Genomic DNA, 23,217 nt, shown 5'->3' with positions numbered 1-23,217 from the left:
GCGAAATGGCCAAACGGTACGGCGGCAAATTCAGCCCAGAAGGCGATGTTTCCTCGCAGGATCAGCCATCGCGTGGCCAATTCGATGGTGCCCGTGTCGAACCGGCAGGTGCACGCGCGAACATCCTGTTTGTCCCGGCGATACCACTGGTGTTTCTGTCTCTGAACGATGGCGCGATCGGAATGACCATCGGCCTGGTTGCGGCAGGGCTACTGACCGCTGCCGCGTTTCTGCTGCGCGAAGGTTTAAGGGCCGAATCCGCTTACAACGCCCGCCGCACCGCACGCAGACCTGCGTTTCCCCGCAAGGTGTTTTCCAGCGTTCTGACCGGTTTGGGGGCGGCGCTAGCCTCATACCGGACCGAATTTCTGGACGCCGAAACAGCATCACAGGTAAGCCTGCTGGCCCCCATCCTGTTTGGCGCCGCTGCAACGGTTCTACATTCGGTTTCCTTCGGCCTCGACCCAATGAAGGACAAAGGAATGGAGGGTGTCGACACCTTCCAGCAGGACCGTGTCGCACGCGTGGTCGAGGACGCCGAAACCCATCTGACCCAAATGACAGATGCAATAAAACGCGCAGGTGACCGCCGGATCGAAGCGCGGGTCGAACGCTTTCAGGATACAGCCCGCGATCTGTTTCGCACGGTCGAGGAAGACCCGCGCGATCTGGCTGGTGCCCGAAAATACCTGACGGTTTATTTGCAGGGCGCGCGCGATGCGACGGTGAAGTTTTCGGACGTCTATGCACGGACGCGTGATGCGCAGGCGTTGGCGGACTATTCGGCGTTGCTGGACGATCTTGAACAGAATTTCGCGGCGCGGACGCGAAAGATGCTATTGGATGACCGCAGTGATCTGACGGTTGAAATTGATGTGCTGCGCGACCGGCTGCAGCGCGAAGGCGTCCGGTTGGACTGACCGGCTTTTATGTAAGCGAGGATTACCCCATGTCCGATGAGATTAAAAACAAGGCAGTCGAGGCTGAAACGCTGGTGCAGGAAGTCACCGCCGTAGCCCTCCCCGAGCCGCAGGCCGAGATTGTCCCGTTGGAAGAGGCCGACGAACCAGTTGGTGCCGAGATCCGCAAGCGGATGGGTGAGATCGACATGGGCGACACAAACTCGATCGTCTCGTTCGGATCATCCGCACAGGCGGAATTGCAAGAGATCAGTCAGGCCATGCTGGCCGACGTGCGCAACAAGGATGTGGGCCCGGCGGGTGACAGCCTTCGCAATATCGTAACAACGATCCGGGGGTTTTCAGTCAGCGAACTGGATGTGCGTCGCGAACGCAGTTGGTGGGAAAAACTGCTGGGCCGTGCTGCGCCCTTCGCCAAATTCACAGCGCAGTATGAGGACGTTCAAAGCCAGATCGACCGGATTACTGATGATCTTCTGGGGCATGAGCATACACTGCTGAAAGATATCAAGTCTTTGGACCTGCTGTACGAAAAAACGCTGGAGTTCTACGACGAACTCGCACTGTACATCGCAGCGGGAGAGGAGAAGCTGACCGAGCTGGACAGCCATGACATTCCTGAAAAAGAGACCGAGGTTCAGGCCGCGCCCGAAGACCAACAGGTGATGAAAGCGCAGGAATTGCGCGACTTGCGTGCCGCGCGCGATGATCTGGAACGCCGGGTCCACGACCTGAAGCTTACCCGTCAGGTGACGATGCAATCGCTGCCCTCCATCCGTCTGGTGCAGGAAAATGACAAGTCGCTGGTGACCAAGATCAACTCGACCCTCGTCAACACAGTACCGCTCTGGGAAACCCAGCTGGCACAAGCTGTCACCATACAGCGCAGTGCCGAGGCCGCCGCTGCCGTACGTGATGCCAATGATCTGACGAATGAATTGCTGACCTCGAACGCCGCCAACTTGCGCGAATCCAACAAAATGATCCGCGAAGAGATGGAGCGTGGCGTCTTCGATATCGAAGCCGTCAAACAAGCCAATGCAGACCTGATCGGCACCATCAACGAAAGCCTCGCCATTGCAGACGAAGGCAAGGCCAAACGCGCCGCAGCCGAGGAAGAACTGAAGAAGATGGAGGCCGAATTGCGCGACACGCTCGCCTCGGCCAAGGCGCGACAGGACGGGATCGGCGACAATGCCGGAACGGCTGTTCCCGGATAATGGAAACAGCGGGCGTGCGGCCATTTCATCGCGCTAAGATTGCAGTATTGGGCTTGTCGCTGCTGGCATTTGCTGGCTGCGATGAGGCATTGACGACGACGATCGCTCCTGAACCTCAACCTGCCCAGCCGCAAGGCCTGAGCAATGCATATCAAGCGCCCTCACCAGCGAGCCTTGATCTCGCGCGATACTATGAAAGCGTACAAAACAACTTGCTGACGCGCGGGTTGCTGAGAACCGATGGCGGTGGCCCTGATACGCCCTATGATGCCGATGATCTGGCCCGGAACTTTGAGACCATAGCGTTTTATAATGAATATCCGGGGCAAGCCGTTGCCAGCGGCAGCAGCCGCACCAGCCGACAGCTTAGTCGCTGGTCGTCGCCGGTTCGCATAAAGCCCGAGTTTGGTCCATCGGTTGCACCTGAAGTCCGCCAGCAAGAGACCGCCCGAATTGACGCCTACGCCAACCGCTTGTCGCGGCTCACTGGACACCCGGTCTCAACCACCACCCGGAATGCAAATTTCCACGTCTTCGTGGCGGGTGAAGATGATACCGCTTATGTGCAAGCCCGGCTGCGACAACTGATCCCGGGCATAGGGCAGGCGCAACTTGACCTCTTCGACAAACTGCCGCGCTCTTTCTATTGCTTTGTATTCGCTTCGGCGTCGAACAGCGCGCCACAGACATATACCCGGGCTGTTGCCCTGATCCGGGCGGAACATCCCGATCTGGTGCGCCTGAGTTGCGTCCACGAAGAGATCGCTCAGGGATTGGGGCTGCCGAATGACAGCCCGTCTGCCCGGCCATCAATCTTCAACGATGACGACGAGTTCGCCCTGCTGACAAGTCATGACGAAAAGCTGCTGACCATCCTTTATGACCCGCGCCTTAAGGCTGGCATGACCGCTGAAGAAGCGCGCCCGGTGGTCCGTATCATTGCACGCGAATTGATGGGGCAGTCGCTCTGACCCCGAAGACAGGAGAAATCCAATGGGAATTTTTGATTTTCTGACCGGCGAATTTATCGACGTCATCCACTGGGTCGACGATACGCGCGACACGATGGTCTGGCGGTTCGAGCGTGAAGGACACGAGATCAAATACGGCGCCAAGCTGACCGTGCGCGAAGGTCAAGCGGCGGTCTTTGTGCATGAAGGGCAGTTGGCGGATGTCTTCACCCCAGGTCTCTACATGCTTGAGACAAACAACATGCCGATCATGACGACGCTGCAGCATTGGGATCACGGCTTTCAGTCTCCGTTCAAGTCTGAAATTTACTTCGTTAACACGACCCGGTTCAATGACCTGAAATGGGGCACCAAGAACCCGATCATGCTGCGCGATCCCGAGTTTGGACCAACACGCATCCGGGCCTTCGGCACCTATACAGTGCGGGTCAAGGACCCGGCGAAATTCCTAGTAGAGATCGTAGGCACCGATGGTGAATTCACCATGGACGAGATCAGCTTTCAGATCAGAAACATCATCGTGCAGGAATTCAGCCGCGTCATCGCAGGCTCGGGGATCCCGGTTCTCGATATGGCGGCGAACACCGCCGATCTGGGCAAGTTGATCGCAGCCGAGGTATCGCCGGTGCTGGACGGATATGGTTTGAGCATGCCCGAGTTCTACATCGAGAACATCTCGCTGCCACCAGCGGTCGAGGCCGCGCTGGACAAACGCACATCGATGGGGTTGGCGGGCGATCTGGGCAAGTTCACGCAGTATTCCGCAGCCGAAGCGATGACTGCGGCAGCCAACAACCCTGGCCAGGGTGGCGGCATGGGAGCGGGTCTTGGCATGGGAATGGGCATGGCGATGGCGCAGCAGATGTCGAACATGGCAGCGGGTCAGCCGAGCGGCCCTTGGGGCGGTTCCGCCCCCGCTGCCCCGCAAGCCTCAGCACCTGCGGCACCGCCACCCCCGCCACCCGTCGAGCACGTGTGGCATATCGCGGTGGATGGCCAGACCAGCGGGCCGTTCTCCAAGGCCAAGATGGGCCGAATGGCGACCGATGGTGAGATAACGCGCGAGACCCACGTTTGGACCGCCGGACAGGACGGTTGGAAGAAGGCAGGCGACGTGCAGGAACTGGCACAGCTGTTCACGATCCTGCCTCCGCCGCCTCCGGGCGCGTGATCTGACATTTGGTAACCTGATTTCGAGGTTCTGTCATGGCGAAAGACGAACACCGTTTCCCCTGTGACCAATGCGGGGCGGATTATCGGTTCAATCCCGGTGACGGAACGCTGACCTGCGATCATTGTGGCAACACCAGAACGATCGGTGCTGGCCCATGGGGTGGTGCGAGTCTGCGAGAGCTGGATTTCGACGCCGCCATCGCGGATCGCTTGCCTGACAGCGAGATTGAAGAAACCCGTGTTCTGACCTGTCCGAACTGCGCGGCTCAGGTTGAGTTTGATCCGAACACCCATGCTGCGGAGTGCCCGTTCTGTGCCACTCCGGTAGTGACCGATACAGGCGTTAACCGCCATATCAAACCTCGCGGTGTGTTGCCCTTTGCACTGGATGAACGCTCGGCCCACAAGGCAATGGGGGATTGGCTGGGCCGACTGTGGTTTGCACCCAACGGGTTGAAGGAATACGCCCGAAAGGGACGCAAGATGCAGGGCATTTATGTCCCGTATTGGACCTTCGACGCTGATACCAAGTCGAGCTATCGTGGGGAACGCGGTGTGGTGTATTACGAAACTCGCACTGTGATGCGCGATGGAAAGCGCGTGCAGCAACAGGTTCCTAAAGTACGCTGGACTCCAAAATCCGGACGGGTCGCACGGTTCTTTGACGATGTTCTGGTGTTGGCGTCTCAATCGCTGCCCAAATCCTATACCGATGCGCTGGAGCCATGGGACCTGCCTGCGCTTGAGCCATACCAGCCAGAATATCTGGCCGGTTTCCGCGCCGAAGCTTACACGGTCGAACTGCGAGAAGGTTATCAAGAGGCCCGCGCACATATGGCACGGGTGATCGAGCGTGACGTGCGGTTCGATATCGGAGGCGATCGTCAGCGCATTCACGCTGTCGACACCGAAGTGCGAGATGTCACATTCAAACACATCCTTTTGCCGGTTTGGATGGCGGCATACAAATACCGCGGCCAGACCTATCGTTTTGTGGTCAATGGCCGGACTGGCCGCGTTCAGGGTGAGCGTCCCTGGTCCGCAATCAAGATTACGATCGCCGTGGTTCTGGGCCTTCTCGTTGCGGCCGGCGTCGGGTATCTGGTGGCAACTGGACAGCAATAAAGCTGATAAGCAGAGCAGGCTCATGGAACCTACTCCTCGGCATGCCTGAAAGGAGATGTTGAATTGCACCTTGACGCTCTGAACGCGCTCTTGGCCGATCGTTTTTCTTGCCGTGCCTTTCGCACGGACCTGGTGCCGCGCGAACAGATTGAACAGATCGTCGCCAGTGCTGCGCGTGTTCCAAGCTGGTGCAACGCGCAACCCTGGCAGGTCGTCATCACCAGCGGGGCCGAGACAGACCAGTTTCGGGACGCGTTGCAACACGAAGCTTCGCACGTTGCGCCTACTCCGGACGTACCCTTTCCAACCGGCTACTCCGGTGTTTATCAAGAGCGCCGTCGCGCCTGTGGCTGGGCCCTCTACAAAGCGGTTGGTATCGAAAAAGGTGATCGCAGGGCTTCGGCGCAACAGATGATGGAAAACTATGCTCTGTTCGGCGCCCCACATTGCGCCATACTGTCCAGCCCGGCTGAACTGGGCCCTTACGGCGCGATGGATTGTGGTGGCTTCGTGACCGCATTTTCACTGGCGGCGCAGGCCCTGGGTCTGGCTTGTATCCCGCAGGCAGCGGTAGCGGCCCATGGCGCATTTCTTCACCGTTACTTCGGGATATCAGAAGATCGCTTGATTCTGTGCGCGATTTCGTTCGGATATGCGGATATGGATCACCCGGCGAACGCGTTCAGAACGGAACGTGCCGCGCTGGATGAAGTGATCGATTGGCACGAATAGCAATAGAATACAGGACCTGCAGATGCGCGCCTTACTTCAACGAATTTCCAGTGCCTCGGTCAAAGTCGATGGAACAGTGATCGGGCGATCGGGCCCCGGATTGATGATTCTGGTTTGTGCGATGCAGGGGGATGGAGAGAAACAAGCTGATCAATTGGCTGAAAAGATCGCAAAGCTCCGTATCTTCAAGGACGACGCGGGAAAGATGAACCGGTCGATATTGGACATTGAGGGCTCGGCCCTGGTGGTCAGCCAGTTCACCTTGGCAGCTGACACATCGCGTGGAAACAGGCCTGGGTTTTCCGGGGCCGCCCCGGCGGCTGAGGGCGAACACCTCTACGAGGCGTTTGTACACAACCTTTCATCGCGGGGCATTCCGGTTGAGACAGGTGCGTTCGGAGCTGACATGGCGGTAGAGTTGGTCAATGACGGACCAGTCACAATTTGGATGGAAAGCTGATGCAGAGTTCGCAAAAGGCACAGGACATTTGGCGCGCAGGTGTGGCGGCGGTTGATGGATATCGCGCAACGCTGGAGGCCACTCAGGCGATCGAAGCCCCAGATCAGATATTGGCCGTTGGAAAAGCCGCAGGGGCCATGGCCCGTGCCGCCGTCGAACGGTTTGGCCCAGTGCCCACTCTGGTGGTTACCAAGGATGGCCATGGCCACGACCTGCCTAAGCATATTGTGGTGATTGAAGCTGCACACCCGGTTCCCGATGCCCGCAGTCTGAAGGGTGGGCAGGCATTGCGCGAAACGGTTGAGGCGATGAAACCCGACAGCAAGCTGCTTCTGCTAGTTTCGGGAGGGGCTTCTTCGCTTGCCGAGGACCTCGTGGCCGGTACGACATTGGATGATCTTGAGGCCCTCAACCAAAGACTGCTGAGTGAAGGTCTCGACATCGGTGCAATGAACACGGAACGGCGCAAGCTGTCCCGGATCAAGGGTGGCGGTTTGTTGTCGGCATTCTCGGGGAAAAGCGTGATCGTTCTGGCGATCTCGGACGTCCCGGGTGATGATCTGGGTGTTATTGGCTCCGGTATCGGGTCATTGCCCGACGAACCGGAGTTTTCTGCCCACACCGCGATAATCGCATCAAACGCACACGCGCGCGACGCCGCAGCATTTGCGGCTGAGAACTCAGGCATCAAGGTCCTCGACAACGAAGAAGCGATGCACGATGACTATCTCTCGGTTGCAGCTAAATTAGGAGATCGGCTGCGGAATATGCCCAAGGGCGCCATGGTATTTGGCGGCGAACCAACCGTGGTCCTACCTGATGCGCCAGGGCGCGGTGGGCGTAATCAGGCCCTTGCTCTAGCACTCGCGCGCGAAATCGCAGGGCAATCTGATTTGACCGTCATCGTCGGAGGAACAGATGGCACCGACGGGCCAACAGATGCAGCAGGCGCCATCGTTACCGGCGACACTTGGTCTGATAAGGCGCAAGCGTATCTGGACAATGCAGATAGCGGCAGTTTCCTCGACAAGGCGGGGGCGCTGTTGGTCACGGGACCCACAGGCACAAACGTAATGGATCTGATTGTTGCAATAAAAAACTGATCCCAGACCCTGACCCCGCCCATCCGAAAAACCCACCAGATAGAATCACTTAAAGGCCGGAATGGCGTTTGATCTGTGGAACGAAAGTTCATGCTAAACTGACCAGGCAACTATCGGATAATTTGTTCAGGTCAGAGTAAGTAGTTAGGAATAAGGGGTTTTGGATTTCCAAAGGCTCATAACAAGATCATCTGGCGCGATCAAAGGCGGAACCTCCCCATTATTTCAAGAGATTTGCACTTGCCCGCTGCCCTGAATTGCACCTAAGTTGACTCATGCGTCAATAAAAAGCCCACCAACGGGCTGAACATCCTATCAACTGGGAGAAATCTGGATGAACGAACAACTCACTCACATGTCAAAGCAGGTCACAGCTGGAAAGCTGACCCGCCGTGAATTCATGGGTAAAGCAGCGGCACTGGGTGTCTCGGCCGCAATGGCAAGCACTATGTTTGCCGATGCGGCACGTGCCGCTGGTCCGAAAAAGGGCGGCGATCTGAAATTCGGTTTGCAGGGTGGTGAATCAACCAACTCACTTGATCCGGCAACCTACGCAAGCTCAGTCCCGTTCCAGAACGGCAAGCAGTTCGGCGACCAACTGGTCGAAGTGGCGCCCGACGGAACCATCGAACCGCGTCTGGCTGAAAGCGTCGAAGGAAGTGCAGACGCGAAAGTATGGACGTTCAAGCTGCGTCAAGGGGTCGAGTTCCACAACGGCAAGACCATGACCAGCGAAGACGTGCTGAAAACTATGCAGCGTCACTCGAACGAAGATTCCAAATCAGGTGCCTTGGGCATCATGAAAGGCATCGAGTCGATGAAGGCCGATGGAGACAATTTCCAGGTCACACTGACCGAGCCGAACGCTGACCTGCCGTATCTGATGGCCGACTATCACCTCATCATTCAGCCCGATGGCGGCATGGATAATCCTGCGGCAGGTATCGGCACCGGCCCGTACAAACTAGAAGTGGACGAACCCGGCGTCCGCCACTTGTTCACCAAGAACGAAAACCACTGGAACAGCGATTTCGGCAATTTTGACAGCGTAGAAGTTGTTGTGATCAACGATGCGACGGCACGGACCGCTGCACTGCAGTCCGGACAGGTCCACGCCGTCAACCGCGTTGAACCCAAAGTTGCCGACCTGTTGGGCCGTGCGCCTAACCTGACGGTGCATTCAACCGCTGGTCGCGGTCACTATGTCTTCATCATGCATTGCGACACGGCTCCGTTTGATAACAATGAACTGCGCACCGCACTGAAGTACGCCATCAACCGAGCGGAATTGGTTGACAAAGTTCTGCGCGGCTATGGCTCGATCGGGAATGATATGCCGATCAATTCAGCCTATCCATTGTTTGATGAAACCATCGAACAGCGCGAATTCAGCGTTGAAAAGGCTGCAGAGCACTATAAGAAATCTGGACATGATGGCTCTCCGATTATTTTGCGCGTTGCCGATGGTGCGTTCCCAGGTGCTGTAGATGCTGCTGCTCTGTTCCAGCAGACTGCTGCACAGGCTGGAATTCCGCTTGAAATCAAGCGTGAGCCCAATGATGGCTACTGGTCCGAGGTTTGGAACGTTCAACCCTTCTGTGCGTCTTACTGGGGCGGCCGTCCGGTTCAGGACCAGATGTACTCGACTGCGTATCTGTCGACCGCAGACTGGAATGACACGAGGTTTAAGGTTCAGGCGTTTGACGACTTATTGTTTGCAGCAAAGGCGGAACTCGACCCTGAGAAACGCAAAGCCATCTATAGCCAGATGGGTCAAATGGTCCGCAACGAAGGCGGCCTGATCTGCCCGATGTTCAACGACTTTGTCGAAGGCGTCAGCAACCAGTTGGATGGCTGGGAATCTGACCCAACGCAAGAGATGATGAACGGCAACATATCCCGCAAAATGTGGTTCGTCTAAAACGGGCTACGGATAATGCATCCCATCATCAAATTGGTTTCCCAGCGCCTGGCGCTGGGACTCCTTTTGCTGCTCGGCGCTTCGGCCCTGATTTTCGGCCTAACCGAAGCCCTACCCGGAGACGCCGCGCAAGCCGTCCTGGGGCAGTCCGCAACTCCAGAGGCCTTGGCAAACCTACGCGAAGAAATGGGCCTGAACCGGCCTGCCCTTACACGCTATTTCGAGTGGTTGGGCGGCATACTTCAGGGTGACCTGGGTCAATCCCTGACCAACAAACTTGATATCTCCGAGAGTATTGGAAAACGCCTTGGGAACACTCTGTTCCTGGCTTGCGTGGCAGCAATAGTTTCCGTACCGCTTGCAATCTTTCTGGGGCTGCTTGCCGTGCGGTTCCGCAATCGCTGGCCCGACAAACTGATTTCAGCCATCACCCTGACGACGGTTTCGATCCCCGAGTTTCTGATCGGTTATGTGGTGATCTACTATATCTCAGTGAAATTGGGGTGGTTCTCGTCGCTTGCGATGATCAATGATTCTATGTCGTTTGGACAAAAGTTGAATGCAATCGCACTGCCTGCCTTTGTTCTGACGCTGGTCGTGCTGGCGCAGATGATGCGCATGACGCGCGCGGCCATTCTGAACCTCATGCAATCGGCCTATATCGAAACCGCTGAATTGAAAGGCCTCAGCACATTTCAGGTTATTGCCCGCCATGCCTTTCCTAACGCGATTTCACCGATCGTGAACGTAGTCATGCTGAACCTGGCCTATTTGGTCGTGGGTGTTGTCGTGGTCGAGGTTGTGTTCGTCTATCCCGGTATGGGGCAATACCTTGTGGATGCCGTGACCAAACGTGATGTGCCGGTTGTTCTGGCCTGCGGCGTGGTGTTTGCGGCCGTTTATATCGGTCTGAACATGGTTGCAGATATCGTGTCGATCCTTGCCAACCCAAGACTGAGGCATCCGAAATGATAAAGAACATTCCTCTTTCGGCTCTGATTGGCCTTATCTTCACCTTCGCTTATTTCTTCGTGGCGATCGCCGCCCCGTTGATTGCACCCTATGGAATGGCAGAAGTCGTCGGCGACGTCTGGGAGCCGAGCAGCTCCGAACATCTGCTAGGCACTGACAATATCGGTCGCGATCTGCTGACCCGCATGATCTATGGCGGGCGCACGACAATCTTCATCGCGGCAGCGGCGACGCTGCTCAGCTTTCTGACCGGTACGTCGCTGGGCCTGCTGGCTGCTGTACTGGGCGGATGGGCTGATCAGGCGCTCAGCCGTACGGTGGATCTGATCATGTCAATCCCGACTCTGATCCTGGCACTGGTCATTCTGGCCATCGTTCCGGTGACCGTCCCGATCCTGATCCTTGTTATGGGCTTACTGGATGCCACCCGCCCGTATCGCCTATCGCGATCTGTAGCGGTGGACATCAACGTGATGGACTATGTTGAAGCCGCCAAGCTGCGCGGCGAAGGGCGCGCCTGGATCATCTTCCGGGAAATCCTGCCCAATGCGCTGTCGCCACTTGTGGCCGAATTCGGGCTACGGTTCATCTTCATGGTTCTGTTCATCTCGACCCTGTCGTTCCTGGGACTGGGCGTCCAGCCACCGCTGGCTGACTGGGGCGGTATCGTGAAGGAAAACAAGGATGGCATCGTCTATGGCATCGGCGCAGCGCTTTATCCCGCTGTGGCCATTGCGACGCTGGCAATCTCGGTCAACCTGGTGGCTGACTGGGTCCTGAATCGTACCACATCGCTGAAAGGAGGCCGGGGATGAGTGATGTCCTTCTCAAGGTCCGCGACCTCAAAATCGGCGCGACCGTCTATCCGCCGGGTGAAAAGCCCCATGACATCGAGATCGTGCACGGGGTCAGCTTTGACCTCGCGCCAGGCAAGGTGCTGGGTCTGATCGGCGAATCCGGGGCTGGCAAATCTACCATCGGTCTGGCCTCAATGGCCTATGGCCGTGGCGGTGTGAAAATCACCGGGGGCGAGGTTTGGGTAAACGGGCGTGATATCCTCAAGACATCTCATGGGGATATCCGCAAACTGCGCGGTGGTGAGGTAACATATGTTTCCCAATCCGCCGCCGCATCGTTCAACCCCGCAAAGAAGATCATGGATCAAGTGGTCGAGGCCGCAGTTGAGCAGAAGAAGTTTTCGCGCAAAGAGGCTGAAGCCCGCGCGCGTGAGCTTTTTGCCAAGCTGGGTCTGCCCGACCCTGACAATATCGGTGATCGTTACCCGCATCAGGTTTCGGGTGGACAGCTGCAGCGCTGCATGACGGCGCTGGCGCTTTGCCCTGAGCCTGATCTGGTGGTTTTTGACGAACCTACCACGGCACTGGACGTGACTACCCAAATCGATGTGCTGATGGCCATCAAAGACGCCATTCGCGACTCGGGCGTTGCCGCCTTGTATATCACCCATGATCTGGCAGTTGTGGCCCAGGTCAGTGATGACATCATGGTGCTGCGGATGGGCGATACGGTCGAATACGGAAATACCGACCAAATCATCAACCGCCCGCAAGAAGAGTACACACAGGCGCTGGTTTCGGTCCGCTCAATCGAGCACGAAGAGAAAAAACCAACTCCTGAACCCGTGCTGAGCGTCGATGGTATCACCGCACGCTACAAAGGCTTGAATTTCGACGTGCTGCATAATGTCAACGTCGAGCTTCATCCGGGCCAGACACTGGCGGTTGTGGGTGAATCCGGGTCGGGTAAGTCTACGCTGGCACGGGTCATCACCGGGCTTCTTCCACCCCGCGATGGTGAGATTACCTTTGCGGGCCGCAAGCTCAGCTCTGATCTGAAAGGCCGCACGCGTGAAGACCTGCGTGAGCTGCAAATGATCTACCAGATGGCCGACGTGGCAATGAACCCGCGTCAGACCGTCGGTACGATTATCGGCCGCCCACTCGAGTTCTACTTCAACATGCGTGGCGCCGAGAAACGCAAGCGGATCGTTGAGCTGCTGGATGAGATCGAACTGGGCGAGAAGTTCATCGATCGTTATCCGGCGGAACTGTCAGGTGGTCAAAAACAGCGTGTCTGTATCGCGCGATCGCTGGCAGCCAAGCCAAAGATGATCATCTGTGATGAGGTCACCTCGGCGCTCGACCCGCTGGTCGCGGACGGTATCCTCAAGCTGCTGCTGGATCTGCAAAAGATCGAGGATGTGGCATACCTGTTCATCACCCACGATCTGGCGACAGTCCGTGCGATCAGCGATAGTATCGCGGTGATGTACCAGGGTCGGGTGGTTCGCTACGGTCCCAAGAGCCAGGTGCTAAGCCCTCCATTCGACGACTATACAGACTTGCTGCTTAGCTCGGTGCCTGAGATGCATCTTGGCTGGCTGGAAGAGGTTGTCGCTCACCGCAAAATGGAGAGCGCGGGGAACTGATCCGCGCCCTTCTCATAGAAACACCGAAGACCATTCAAATTCCCGGCGCTGTGAACACAAGCAGACGTCGGGATTTTGCTATTTGGGGCGCAAATGCGCAGCCATAGCCGGACGAATCTCATAGGTTCGCCGGAACGAATACTCAGAAACAAGGGCCGGAACATGGACCGCAAACTGCTTTTGATCATCCTCGACGGCGTCCCCTGGCGCAACTTTCGTCGACTGTTTGGCAATCTTGAAGGATGGGTCGACAGCGGTGCTGCCCGGGTTTGGAAACTCTGCTCTGTACTGCCTTCGACCTCTGCCAGTTGCTATGCGTCGATCCATACCGGCGTCACACCGCAAGAGCATGGCTGCACCGGCAACGGCAACGTCTTCCGGCTAAGCCACAAGGATGTGTTCAGCCAGGTGCGTGAGGCAGGCGGCATAACCGGCGCGGTCACCCACAGCTATTGGTCTCAATTCTTCAATCGCCACCCATTCGACTACGTCCGCGACGTTGAATATGACGAGCCCGACAGCCTGACTATCAACCATGGTCGATTTCATTCGATGACGGGATACGGCAAAGCGAACCAGATGACGCCCAGTGATGTCGATCTGTTTGCCTCGCTGACCAATCTGTGTCTGCGCTTTGGGCTGGATTATGGCATCCTGCACACCTGCACACTGGACAGTATGGGGCATCGTTTCTTCCACGATTGCGCCGAGATGGACCATGCCTGTTTTGTCATGGACGAAATGCTGGCCCCGTTCATTCCGCGCTGGCAGCAGTTGGGCTATGACGTCATCGTGACGGCTGATCATGGACAAGACGAACGTGGCCATCACGGAGGGCGCAGCCCGTTGCAGCAGGAAACAGCGCTTTACTACTTTGGAGAGGCCAAAGGCCCTGATCCCGATACCGTGATAGACCAGCTACAGCTTGCACCAACCATACTTCAGCGCATGGGCGCACCGGTGGCGGATACGATGAAAGCCAAGCCGTTCCTGACCTGACGCGGTTCAGTCGTAGGACCAAATCCCCTGCCCCAAAGCCTCAATCGCCACGGAAATCCGCTCAAAGCTGTCCGCGGCGCGCCTGACCGATGTTCGGGCGCGCAGATATCCGTGGACCAAACCGGCCTCGTTGATGCAATGGGCCTGCCCACCTGCGGCTGTGATCCGGTCGCAATAAGCTTGCCCGTCATCGCGCAGCGGATCGCAATCGGCGGTCACCACCACCGTCGGCGGTAGCCCCGAGAAATCGACGTCATGCAACGGTGCATAGGTAGGATCGTTCTGGGGCGTGGTACCTTGATACCGAACAGTCTCATAAAACCGGATATCGTCCAATGTCAGCAGCGGGGCATTGGCATGTTCGATATACGACCCCTGCGACATATCTCCGCCTAAGCCGGGATATATAAGGACCTGCCCCAGCACATTTTCCAACCGACTCCGACCATGGTGCGAAACGGCTGCTGCCAGATTGCCACCCGCGCTGTCACCGGCCAGCACGATCGGTTCGCCGTATTCCTGAACCACCCAGTTCGTGGCGGTCCAGCTATCCTGAAACTGCGCCGGGTGCACATGCTCAGGGCATAACCGATAGTCGACCGAAACGATCCGATAGCCCGTCTGGGCGCAGAGTTCCGCACAAACATCATCGTGGCTATCCAAGCCCCCGACGACGAACCCACCACCATGTATGTAGACGACGGTCCGGGTGGGGTCACCGGCGCTATAAATGCGAACAGCTACGCCATCGGCGGACCTGTCGCGCACCTCGATGCCAGGTGGGCGCGGCTGGCGGAAGTCCTGACACATCGCGTCATAGACCCGGCGTTGGTCAGCAATGGACATCTCTACCGTATCATCCGGATAGCTCTCGGCTGTGCGCCGGATGAAACCCCAGGTCTCCTCGTCGATCAGACGTTCATAGTCCATTGTTCCTCCGAATTATTCAGACCACTCCCATGGCCGGGTAAACGAACCCAGTACTTTTGAGACATCGTCTTCGGAAGACCCATTCGCGTCAAGCTGCGCGACAAGACCCCTCTTCTTGTCGTCGATTACCGAAACGACCCGCGCTTCAATGCCTGCGGCGTCCAATGCACCGTTGTAGATGCGAGTGATGGCTTGCTTGCGCAGTTCGGGTTTGAAAACCTTGCCAACGGCGGTTTTCGGCAATTCATCCAGAATGGTCATGTGCTTGGGCTGTGCCGCGCGTTCGTGGACGTGGACCTTGCAATAGTCCATCAGCTCCTGTTCAGTGACCGAGGCCCCCTCGACCAGTTCAACAAAGGCGCAAGGCACCTCACCCGAATGCGCATCGGGCTGACCGATGGCCCCTGCAAAGGCGACGGCATCATGGCCCAGCAAGGCCTCTTCGATTTCTGCAGGATCGATATTGTGTCCGCCGCGAATGATCAGGTCCTTCGCGCGACCGGTGATCCACAGATAGCCGTCCTCATCAAACCGTCCCAGATCGCCCGTGCGCAGGTATTTATCGAAATGATAGAGGTTCGTATTCTTGTCGGTCTCGGTATAAGTATTGCCCGCGTATACGCCGGGGTTCGAGATGCAAATTTCACCGATCTGATCTACGCCGCACTCGGTTGGTCCATCCGGCCCGTCCTGCAGGATTTTGACATCCGTATAAGGGAACGGGATACCGATCGAGCCGATCTTCTTTTCCCCATCCACGGGGTTGCATGACACCAGACAAGTGGCCTCGGTCAGGCCGTAGCCCTCGACGATAGTAACGCCGGTCGCTTCTTCAAACCGACGGAACAGTTCGACCGGCAACGGAGCTGATCCCGAAAACGCCGTTTTCACGCTGGATATATCCGCATCCACAGGTCGCTGCATTTTGGCTGAAATCGCTGTCGGCACTGTGATGATGAACGAAACCTTCCAGCGTTCGATCAGTTTCCAGAAATTGTCGAATACGCCATCACCGCGATACCCGGCAGGCGTCGGGAATACCACATGTGCACCAGACGACACCGCCGCCATCACGATGACATGCACCGCAAAGACATGGAACATCGGCAGAGGGCACATGATGACGTCGTTTTCGTCAAAGAGCAGCGTGTTGCCCAACCAGCCATTGTAGATAAGGCCCGAGTATTTGTGCTGCGCTACTTTCGGCATGCCCGTAGTGCCGCCCGTGTGGAAGTAGCACGCCACCCGATCTTCCTGGCTATCCTCAAAGTTCAGCGTTTTAGGCTGCTTGTTCAGCTCATCAAGGAAGTTCTTGTAATCCGCATGGGCCAGCTTTTCTTTATCACCCATCTTTGGGCGCAAGAACGGTACAAGCCAGGATTTGGGCGGCGTCAGATAGCGATTCAGGTCGATCTCAAGGATCGTGTTGACGCCCGGAGCGTGGCGTACTGCTTCTTCAACCTTTTGGGCTACATCGGTTTTGGGGAAGGAATTCAGCGTGACCACGACCTTCGCCTTGGTCTCACGCAGGATCGCCGCGATCTGCTCCGGCTCCAGCAATGGGTTGATCGGGTTCACGATCCCGGCCACCGCACCGCCCATCATGGTGACCAGCGTCTCGTTACAGTTGGGCAGCACATAAGCCACCACATCGTTTTCTCCGATGCCAAGGGAACGGAACAGATTGGCCGCTTGGTTGACTTTTCCCAGCAGTTCGGACCATGTCAGCGTCTCAGCTTTGTCACTCGGTCCAGACAACAACTGAAAGCTGATCGCTTTGTGGTTCGGGAACTTGCCCGCCGTCCGCGACAACAGCTGGTGGAAGGTGACGGGTACATCCCGATCCTCCCACGTCATCTCCTGCTCGATGCGCGCCTTGTCTTCCAATCCCACAAAGGCCATGTGGCTCCTCCCCTGATCTGTCTCCCGTGTCGCGCACAGGCTTGTTTGTCACCTCCAAGATGGAAGCAAAACACACCATGCGCAAGCAAGGGCTTAGCGATCAGGTCCGGGAATATGTAGAATGACGCTACGGCGAAACGAGATGTGCCGGAGCGTCACTTTATTCTGCAGCCACCCCGTCGGTGAACTGCAAGCGTGCGAGGCGGGCATACAAACCGTCCTGCGCCACCAGATCGTTATGGGTACCCTGCGCCACAATGCGCCCGGCTTCCAGCACGACAATCCGGTCTGCCTTCTTAACGGTCGCCAGGCGGTGCGCCACGATCAGAGTGGTGCGCCCTGCCCTCATGTTATCGACCGCACCCTGCACCGCACGTTCGCTTTCTGCGTCCAAAGCCGAGGTCGCCTCGTCCAGCAGCAGCACCGGTGCGTCGCGCAGGATGGCACGTGCGATGGCGATACGTTGCTTCTGACCACCCGACAGCATTACGCCCCGTTCGCCTACAAAGCTGTCATACCCTTCGGGCAAAGCCGAGATGAACTCATGCGCGGCAGCGGCTCGGGCGGCGGACTCGACTTCGGCATCTGAGGCGTCCAGACGGCCAAAGCGGATATTCTCGCGCGCCGAAGCGGCAAAGATCACGGGGTCTTGCGGGACCAGCGCGATGTGCTGGCGGAAGTCGTCACGGTTCAACTCGCGCAGGTCGAGCCCATCAAGGCTGACCTGTCCCGCATCGGGATCATAGAACCGCTGAATCATCTGGATGACTGTTGTCTTGCCCGCACCAGACGGGCCAACAAAAGCCACTGTCTCCCCGGGTTTGATTTGAAGTGACAAGTGATCCAGCGCAACGACGTCCGGGCGCGCGGGATAGTGGAATGTCACATCGTCAAAACGTATCTCTCCGCGTACGGGCACAGGCAATGCCTTGGCCTGCGACGGATCGTTGACTGTATCTTCAGCGTTCAGAAGCTCGACCAAACGCTCCGTCGCACCTGCAGCGCGCTGCAACTCACTCCAGATTTCCGACAGTGCCGCGACCGAACCCGCCATGATGATCGAATAGATTACAAACTGGATCAGCACACCCTCGGTCATGATCCCGTTGCGCACGTCATTCGCACCCATCCACAGCACGCCAACGATGCCCGAGAAGACGAGAAAGATCACTATGACGGTTAGAACCGCACGTGTCTGGATCCGGCGAAGAGAAACTTCGTACGAAGTTTCTGTCATCTCTCCGAACTGCGTCCTGCTGGCGTCCTCATGGGTAAACGCCTGCACGGTTTGCACAGCGCCCAATGCCTCACCAGCATTTCCAGAAGACGCCGCGATCCAGTCCTGATTTTCCCGGCTGATCACCCTTAGCCTGCGACCCAGCACCAATATTGGTACAACCACCAGCGGGATCAGCAGCAACACCATCCCGGTCAGCTTGGCCGATGTCAGCAGCATCAGCACCAGTCCGCCGACGAACATCAGAAGATTGCGGAGCGCGATGGACACAGACGAACCCAACACCGACTGGATCAGCGTTGTATCGGTGGTAATGCGGCTCAGAACCTCGCCGGTCATGATGCGTTCGTAAAACTCGGGGCTCATCCCGATCACACGGTCAAAAACCGCCTTTCGGATATCGGCCACCACACGTTCACCCAACCGGGTCACCAACGCATAGCGAATGCCCGTTCCCACGGCGAGGATCCCGGCAATACCAAGGGCGGCCAGAAAGTACCATTCCAACAAATCGCCATCTTCGATGCGGAAATTGTCAACCACTCGCCGCACAGCCAACGGCAGTGTCAGTGTCATGCTGGCCGTGAGGATCAAAGCCAATGTCGCGCCGATCATCAACAGGCGATAGGGTTTCATGAACGGCCACAAAGACCGCAGAACACCTATTTTCTTTGACCGCGCACGCTCTTCCTGTGCACGCGGAGCCGAATTGTTCGCTGGACTGGCGGCGCTGGTTCTTGCCATGTCTGGCCCTTGTATTTTGGTCGATCGCCCTGATCAGGCGTCATTCCCAGCTTCTTGGCGTCAGAGGCGTTTGGGGTCAAGCTGAAGACAAAGTTTTGCAGCCCGATAAGGGCTAAATGACGCAACTTGTGTGGGGGATCAGCTGGAGCGGGCGGCGGGAATCGAACCCGCGTCATTAGCTTGGAAGGCTAAGGTCTTACCACTACACAACGCCCGCTCAGCGAGGTCACCACCTATTTCATACGAAATTTGACGTCAAGAGGATGTTTCGGGAAAACGCATTTCGCAATCCGAGTTGGAGACAAGTTACGGATGCTGGCTCAGCACTGAACCTCTCCAAGGTCTCGGCATGTGCCAGTTTGCCGACAGGTGTTTGCTGGATGCAAAACCCAACGCTGCCATTGGAAACTACGGCATCACCGTATCGGATCTCTGAAATCCATTTCGAAATGACTTGAAACAGAAAACTGACCATCCAAAAAATATATCTCAGCCCAAACCGGCCAGTCCGCTGAGACGGGTCTGAACAGGCGCCGTTTAGCGCCTGACCGACGCCATTCACGAAAATGTGCTATAGTTCGAAAATCCGCCGTCCGGCGCTGTTTGCCCGTCCTCGGCGGAATTTAAGCGGGGGATTGAATGATGACCGAATTTGACCTCGGCACGTATCGCCGTGCTGTTACCACTTCTTCAAGCGAAGCTCAGAAACTGTTCGATCAGGGGCTCATCTGGTTGTTCGGGTATAACCATGAGGCCGCTGCCGCCTGTTTCGAACAGGCCATAACTCATGACCCGAATTGCGGTATGGCCCATTGGGGCATCGCCTATGCGATTGGTCCAAACTACAACAAGCCGTGGGAGTTCTTCGAACCCGATGAAAAAGTTGCGACCCTTGATCGGGCGCGTCAGGCAATCGAAGCGGCGTTGGCGTTGCGCACATCCTCTACCCCGGTCGAGGCGGCGCTGATCGAAGCGATCTCACAACACTTCCCGTCGGACCCAGAGATCGAGGATTACGCCCCGTGGAACGACGCGTTCGCCGATTCGATGCGCGCGGTTTATTCCGATCATCCGGACGACCTGGATGTCTCATCTGTGTTTGCCGAATCCCTGATGAACCGAACGCCATGGCAACTTTGGGATCTCAAGAAGGGCGTGCCCGCCGAAGGTGCATCCACCTCCGAGGCTCAAGCCGTGCTGGAAAGGGCCTTTGAAACGCTGCCCGGTGCATGGGGTCATCCCGGCCTGCTGCATATGTATATCCACTTGATGGAGATGTCGCCCACTCCGGAAAAGGCGTTGCGACACGGGGACCGGCTGGTCGATCTGGTGCCCGACAGCGGGCATCTGGTTCACATGGCAACGCATATCGACGTGTTGTGCGGCGACTATCAGAATGTGGTCTGGCGCAATCACCGAGCCGCAGCGGTCGACAAGAAATATGAAGCAATGGCCGGGGGTGAGAACTTCTATACCGTCTATCGCGTGCACAACGTCCACTTTGAGGCCTATGGGGCGATGTTCCTTGGGCAACCCGAATTGGCGCTGGCTGCGTCCGAGGAATTGATGCACCTGCTGCCCGACAACGTAATCCGTTTCTTCCCGGATTTGTTCGAATCCTTCTATGGCAAGAAAGTCCATGTCATGGTCCGCTTCGGCATGTGGCAGGAAATTCTGGATGAACCCATGCCGGGCGACGCGGAGCTATACAGCTATACCACCGCCGCGATTCATCAGGCGCGGGCTGTGGCTCTGGCCAACTTGGGTCGCATGGACGACGCAACGCACGCACGCGAAGTGGCCGTTCAGGCCAGGAAAGACGTCCCAGATAGTCGACTGGTATTCAACAACACCGCCGAGGATGTTTTGATGATCGGCGAGGCGATGATGGATGGAGAGATCGCGTTCAAATCCGGCGACCGTGAAGGCGGGCTTGGTCATCTGCGCCGCTCGGTCGAGTTGGACGACAATCTGGTTTATGACGAGCCATGGGGATGGATGCAGCCGACAAGGCACGCCCTGGGTGCCTTGTTGATGGAAGCCGGTCAGTTCGATGATGCCGAGGCCGTCTATCGGGCCGATCTGGGTCTGGACGACACGCTCGCCCGCGCCTGCCAGCATCCCGGCAATATCTGGAGCCTTCATGGCCTGCATGAATGCCTGATCCGTCGCGGTGAAACGACCGAGGCCCGTCATATCAAGCTGCAACTGGACAAAGCTGCTGCACGGGCCACGGTGCCTATCCATGCCTCATGTTATTGCCGCAGCAAGGCAAAGGCGGCTTAGGCTTCTGGTCGTTTGGCGATAGATTCGCCTAAACATTGATCAGCGCCGCAGGTAGATCGGCGTCAATCTGCATGCGGCGCAGATCAAAAGAAGCTTTGCTCAGACTGTCAATTTCCTGTCATGTGATCGCTCTAAACCCACGGTGCGATTCTTAGTTCAGACAGCCAGGAGCTATCCATGACAGACGTCGATCTTACCACCCTTTCCGCCGACGATTGGGATGAGTTGCACTTCCCCCGCCCGGATGAACACGACTTCGACCGCGTGGTTGAAAGCGCTATCTCGCGACGGGGTTTCCTGTCAGGAGTTGTGGCTTTTGGGTCGGGCGCTGCGGCGATGGGCGCTGGTTTGTTGGGCTCAACTTCAGCACAGGCGGTCGATGCGCAACGCTTTGCCTTCACGCCGATTCCCGCCCAGACCGATGGGACAGTCCACGTTCCGGAAGGTTATGAGTGGAAGATGCTAATGCGCTGGGGCGATCCGCTGTTTTCCGAGGCCGATGGATACGATTTGACCGATGGCGGTAAGGTTGAAAACTCGGACAAGGTTTTTGGCGAGAATACGGATGGGATGGAGACATTCTCGTTCCGGGGTCACGAGCTGATTGCGATCAACCACGAGTACCCGAACCGCAAGATCAACCTGCCTGCCGCGCAGGAAGGTGTTCCAACCCGTGCCGATGACGTTCTGAAATTGCAGAACATTCAGGGTGTGACCGTGATGGAGATCAAAGAAAGCCCGGAGGGCTGGTCTGTGGTGAAGGACAGCCCCTTCAACCGCCGAATCCACCACAACACTCCAATGAAGATCGTCGGCCCCGCCGCCGGTCATGACCTACTGAAGACCGAGGCCGATCCGACAGGCACCGCGTCGCTGGGCACCATGAACAACTGTGGTTCCGGCAAGACACCGTGGGGCACCTACCTGACCTGCGAAGAAAATTTCAACGGCTACTTTGGTTCGTCCGACAAAAACGCCAGCTACGATCAGAAGGTCGCGGACGGTATGAAACGCTATGGCATCAAGGCTGAAAGCTGGAACGGTTACGAGCTGTTTGATCCCCGCTTCGACACCTCGAAAAACCCCAATGAGCCGCACCGCGCAGGCTGGATCGTTGAAATCGACCCGACCAAACCCGACAGCACTCCGGTCAAGCACACCGGCCTTGGTCGCTTCAAGCATGAAAATGCTGAGGTCGCGCTGGCTGCGGACGGTCGTGTCGTGGTCTATATGGGCGACGATGAACGTGGCGAGTATCTTTACAGGTTCGTCTCGAACGCGGCCTATGCGCCCGGTGTCGACACTCAGGGCTTGTTGAATGACGGCACGCTATATGTCGCCAAGTTCAATGACGACATGAGCGGCGAATGGCTGCCGCTGACGCCGGAAACAACCCGCATGGACGCGGCCGAAATTCTGATCTTTACCCGTATGGCCGCATCGGCTGCGGGCGGCACCACAATGGACCGCCCGGAATGGGTGGCCTCAAGCCCTGTTGCGGTCGAGGCATATTGCTGCCTGACCAACAACAAGAACCGTGGAGTTAAGCCAAATGCTGGGGGTGATGACACTGCAGTCAACGGCCCTAACCCGCGCGAGGCCAACAAATACGGCCAGATCGTGCGCTGGCGTCCAGCGGATGAAGATCACGCGGCCACTGGCTTTGATTGGGATCTCTATGTCATGGCCGGAAACCCAACTGTTCATTCGGATAACCGTGGCGGATCGGCAAATGTGAACGAAGGCAACCTGTTCAACTCACCCGACGGCATGGCCATCGATTCGACTGGTCTGGTCTGGATTCAGACAGACGGGAATGATGACAACGAGGAAGAATTCGCAGGAAACGGCAATAACCAGATGCTAGTTGGCGATCCCGTGACCGGGGAGATTGTGCGCTTCATGACCGGCCCGAATGGCTGTGAAGTCACCGGTCTGGCCTGGTCGACCGACCTGCGCACCATGTTTGTTGGCATCCAGCATCCGGGCAGCAATTGGCCCGATGGCGGTACGCCGCGTTCGTCGGTGATTGCGATCAAACGCACCGACAACGGGCTGGTCGGCTAATCAAGC

Annotated in this window: 18 protein-coding genes and 1 tRNA gene; 15 read left to right on the top strand and 4 right to left on the bottom strand. The window is 57.2% G+C overall.

Annotation, left to right across the window (positions count from 1 at the left end; translation table 11 throughout):
• Positions 1-5: 5 nt before the first annotated feature.
• The 13 genes from ACR0AU_RS10945 to ACR0AU_RS10885 all read left to right on the top strand — a co-directional run bounded on the left by ACR0AU_RS10945 (position 6) and on the right by ACR0AU_RS10885 (position 14,045).
• Complete coding sequence (locus tag ACR0AU_RS10945) at positions 6-920, top strand: 5-bromo-4-chloroindolyl phosphate hydrolysis family protein (RefSeq protein WP_480591938.1); 915 nt, start codon at positions 6-8, stop codon at positions 918-920.
• 29 nt (positions 921-949) lie between these two features.
• A complete protein-coding gene (locus ACR0AU_RS10940; protein WP_170420695.1) occupies positions 950-2,140 on the top strand; it encodes a toxic anion resistance protein in 1,191 nt (396 codons plus the stop codon).
• Positions 2,140-3,111, top strand: coding sequence for a DUF2927 domain-containing protein (locus ACR0AU_RS10935; RefSeq protein WP_170512399.1), 972 nt, complete (start codon positions 2,140-2,142; stop codon positions 3,109-3,111). The genes ACR0AU_RS10940 and ACR0AU_RS10935 overlap by 1 nt, the downstream gene beginning before the upstream one ends.
• Before the next feature lie 22 nt (positions 3,112-3,133).
• Entirely contained in the window at positions 3,134-4,282 is a 1,149-nt protein-coding gene (locus tag ACR0AU_RS10930; protein WP_170563990.1) for an SPFH domain-containing protein, read from the top strand.
• Positions 4,283-4,317: 35 nt separating this feature from the next.
• Entirely contained in the window at positions 4,318-5,409 is a 1,092-nt protein-coding gene (locus tag ACR0AU_RS10925; RefSeq protein ID WP_170732970.1) for a TFIIB-type zinc finger domain-containing protein, read from the top strand.
• 63 nt (positions 5,410-5,472) lie between these two features.
• Positions 5,473-6,141 carry a nitroreductase gene (locus tag ACR0AU_RS10920; RefSeq protein WP_480795671.1) on the top strand — a complete coding sequence of 223 codons (669 nt, stop codon included), beginning with the start codon at positions 5,473-5,475 and terminating at the stop codon, positions 6,139-6,141.
• A 22-nt stretch (positions 6,142-6,163) separates the two neighbouring features.
• Complete coding sequence (gene dtd / locus ACR0AU_RS10915) at positions 6,164-6,601, top strand: D-aminoacyl-tRNA deacylase (RefSeq protein WP_170594645.1); 438 nt, start codon at positions 6,164-6,166, stop codon at positions 6,599-6,601.
• Positions 6,601-7,704: a DUF4147 domain-containing protein gene (locus tag ACR0AU_RS10910; protein WP_170732971.1), complete on the top strand. Its 1,104-nt coding sequence runs from the start codon at positions 6,601-6,603 to the stop codon at positions 7,702-7,704. The genes dtd and ACR0AU_RS10910 overlap by 1 nt, the downstream gene beginning before the upstream one ends.
• A 334-nt stretch (positions 7,705-8,038) precedes the next feature.
• Positions 8,039-9,625, top strand: coding sequence for an ABC transporter substrate-binding protein (locus tag ACR0AU_RS10905; protein ID WP_170392257.1), 1,587 nt, complete (start codon positions 8,039-8,041; stop codon positions 9,623-9,625).
• A gap of 15 nt (positions 9,626-9,640) precedes the next feature.
• Complete coding sequence (locus ACR0AU_RS10900) at positions 9,641-10,597, top strand: ABC transporter permease (RefSeq protein WP_170392259.1); 957 nt, start codon at positions 9,641-9,643, stop codon at positions 10,595-10,597.
• Positions 10,597-11,412, top strand: a complete 816-nt coding sequence (locus tag ACR0AU_RS10895) for an ABC transporter permease (protein ID WP_170392918.1) — start codon at positions 10,597-10,599, stop codon at positions 11,410-11,412. The genes ACR0AU_RS10900 and ACR0AU_RS10895 overlap by 1 nt, the downstream gene beginning before the upstream one ends.
• Positions 11,409-13,046 (top strand): ABC transporter ATP-binding protein, encoded by a 1,638-nt coding sequence (locus tag ACR0AU_RS10890; RefSeq protein ID WP_170392262.1) that lies wholly within the window; start codon positions 11,409-11,411, stop codon positions 13,044-13,046. The genes ACR0AU_RS10895 and ACR0AU_RS10890 overlap by 4 nt, the downstream gene beginning before the upstream one ends.
• Before the next feature lie 162 nt (positions 13,047-13,208).
• A complete protein-coding gene (locus ACR0AU_RS10885) occupies positions 13,209-14,045 on the top strand; it encodes an alkaline phosphatase family protein (RefSeq protein ID WP_170732972.1) in 837 nt (278 codons plus the stop codon).
• Positions 14,046-14,051: 6 nt separating this feature from the next.
• Here the strand turns inward: ACR0AU_RS10885 and ACR0AU_RS10880 are convergent, their stop codons facing one another.
• The 4 genes from ACR0AU_RS10880 to ACR0AU_RS10865 all read right to left on the bottom strand — a co-directional run bounded on the left by ACR0AU_RS10880 (position 14,052) and on the right by ACR0AU_RS10865 (position 19,075).
• Positions 14,052-14,975, bottom strand: a complete 924-nt coding sequence (locus ACR0AU_RS10880) for an alpha/beta hydrolase (protein ID WP_170512444.1) — start codon at positions 14,973-14,975, stop codon at positions 14,052-14,054.
• A 12-nt stretch (positions 14,976-14,987) separates the two neighbouring features.
• On the bottom strand, positions 14,988-16,877 hold the full coding sequence (locus ACR0AU_RS10875; RefSeq protein WP_480795670.1) for an acyl-CoA synthetase: 1,890 nt from the start codon (positions 16,875-16,877) through the stop codon (positions 14,988-14,990).
• Between the two features lie 160 nt (positions 16,878-17,037).
• A complete protein-coding gene (locus ACR0AU_RS10870) occupies positions 17,038-18,858 on the bottom strand; it encodes an ABC transporter transmembrane domain-containing protein (RefSeq protein ID WP_480795669.1) in 1,821 nt (606 codons plus the stop codon).
• Positions 18,859-19,001: 143 nt separating this feature from the next.
• Positions 19,002-19,075 (bottom strand) — tRNA-Gly (locus tag ACR0AU_RS10865).
• 425 nt (positions 19,076-19,500) lie between these two features.
• Between ACR0AU_RS10865 and ACR0AU_RS10860 the strand changes: the two genes are divergently transcribed.
• Entirely contained in the window at positions 19,501-21,144 is a 1,644-nt protein-coding gene (locus ACR0AU_RS10860) for a tetratricopeptide repeat protein (protein ID WP_170732974.1), read from the top strand.
• Positions 21,145-21,321: 177 nt separating this feature from the next.
• Positions 21,322-23,211 (top strand): PhoX family protein, encoded by a 1,890-nt coding sequence (locus tag ACR0AU_RS10855; RefSeq protein ID WP_480795668.1) that lies wholly within the window; start codon positions 21,322-21,324, stop codon positions 23,209-23,211.
• The last annotated feature ends 6 nt before the right edge of the window (positions 23,212-23,217 follow it).

It is taken from the genome of Ruegeria sp. CG1 (assembly GCF_056537265.1).
This window is presented reverse-complemented; position numbering and strand designations above follow the sequence as displayed.

Excerpts from the sequence above, each read along its gene's own strand:
- ACR0AU_RS10945 (WP_480591938.1), top strand. The coding sequence starts at position 6 with ATGGCCAAACGGTACGGCGGCAAATTCAGCCCAGAAGGCGATGTTTCC.
- ACR0AU_RS10940 (WP_170420695.1), top strand. The coding sequence starts at position 950 with ATGTCCGATGAGATTAAAAACAAGGCAGTCGAGGCTGAAACGCTGGTG.
- ACR0AU_RS10935 (WP_170512399.1), top strand. The coding sequence starts at position 2,140 with ATGGAAACAGCGGGCGTGCGGCCATTTCATCGCGCTAAGATTGCAGTA.
- ACR0AU_RS10930 (WP_170563990.1), top strand. The coding sequence starts at position 3,134 with ATGGGAATTTTTGATTTTCTGACCGGCGAATTTATCGACGTCATCCAC.
- ACR0AU_RS10925 (WP_170732970.1), top strand. The coding sequence starts at position 4,318 with ATGGCGAAAGACGAACACCGTTTCCCCTGTGACCAATGCGGGGCGGAT.
- dtd (WP_170594645.1), top strand. The coding sequence starts at position 6,164 with ATGCGCGCCTTACTTCAACGAATTTCCAGTGCCTCGGTCAAAGTCGAT.
- ACR0AU_RS10910 (WP_170732971.1), top strand. The coding sequence starts at position 6,601 with ATGCAGAGTTCGCAAAAGGCACAGGACATTTGGCGCGCAGGTGTGGCG.
- ACR0AU_RS10905 (WP_170392257.1), top strand. The coding sequence starts at position 8,039 with ATGAACGAACAACTCACTCACATGTCAAAGCAGGTCACAGCTGGAAAG.
- ACR0AU_RS10900 (WP_170392259.1), top strand. The coding sequence starts at position 9,641 with ATGCATCCCATCATCAAATTGGTTTCCCAGCGCCTGGCGCTGGGACTC.
- ACR0AU_RS10890 (WP_170392262.1), top strand. The coding sequence starts at position 11,409 with ATGAGTGATGTCCTTCTCAAGGTCCGCGACCTCAAAATCGGCGCGACC.
- ACR0AU_RS10885 (WP_170732972.1), top strand. The coding sequence starts at position 13,209 with ATGGACCGCAAACTGCTTTTGATCATCCTCGACGGCGTCCCCTGGCGC.
- ACR0AU_RS10880 (WP_170512444.1), bottom strand. The coding sequence starts at position 14,975 with ATGGACTATGAACGTCTGATCGACGAGGAGACCTGGGGTTTCATCCGG.
- ACR0AU_RS10875 (WP_480795670.1), bottom strand. The coding sequence starts at position 16,877 with ATGGCCTTTGTGGGATTGGAAGACAAGGCGCGCATCGAGCAGGAGATG.
- ACR0AU_RS10870 (WP_480795669.1), bottom strand. The coding sequence starts at position 18,858 with ATGGCAAGAACCAGCGCCGCCAGTCCAGCGAACAATTCGGCTCCGCGT.
- ACR0AU_RS10860 (WP_170732974.1), top strand. The coding sequence starts at position 19,501 with ATGACCGAATTTGACCTCGGCACGTATCGCCGTGCTGTTACCACTTCT.
- ACR0AU_RS10855 (WP_480795668.1), top strand. The coding sequence starts at position 21,322 with ATGACAGACGTCGATCTTACCACCCTTTCCGCCGACGATTGGGATGAG.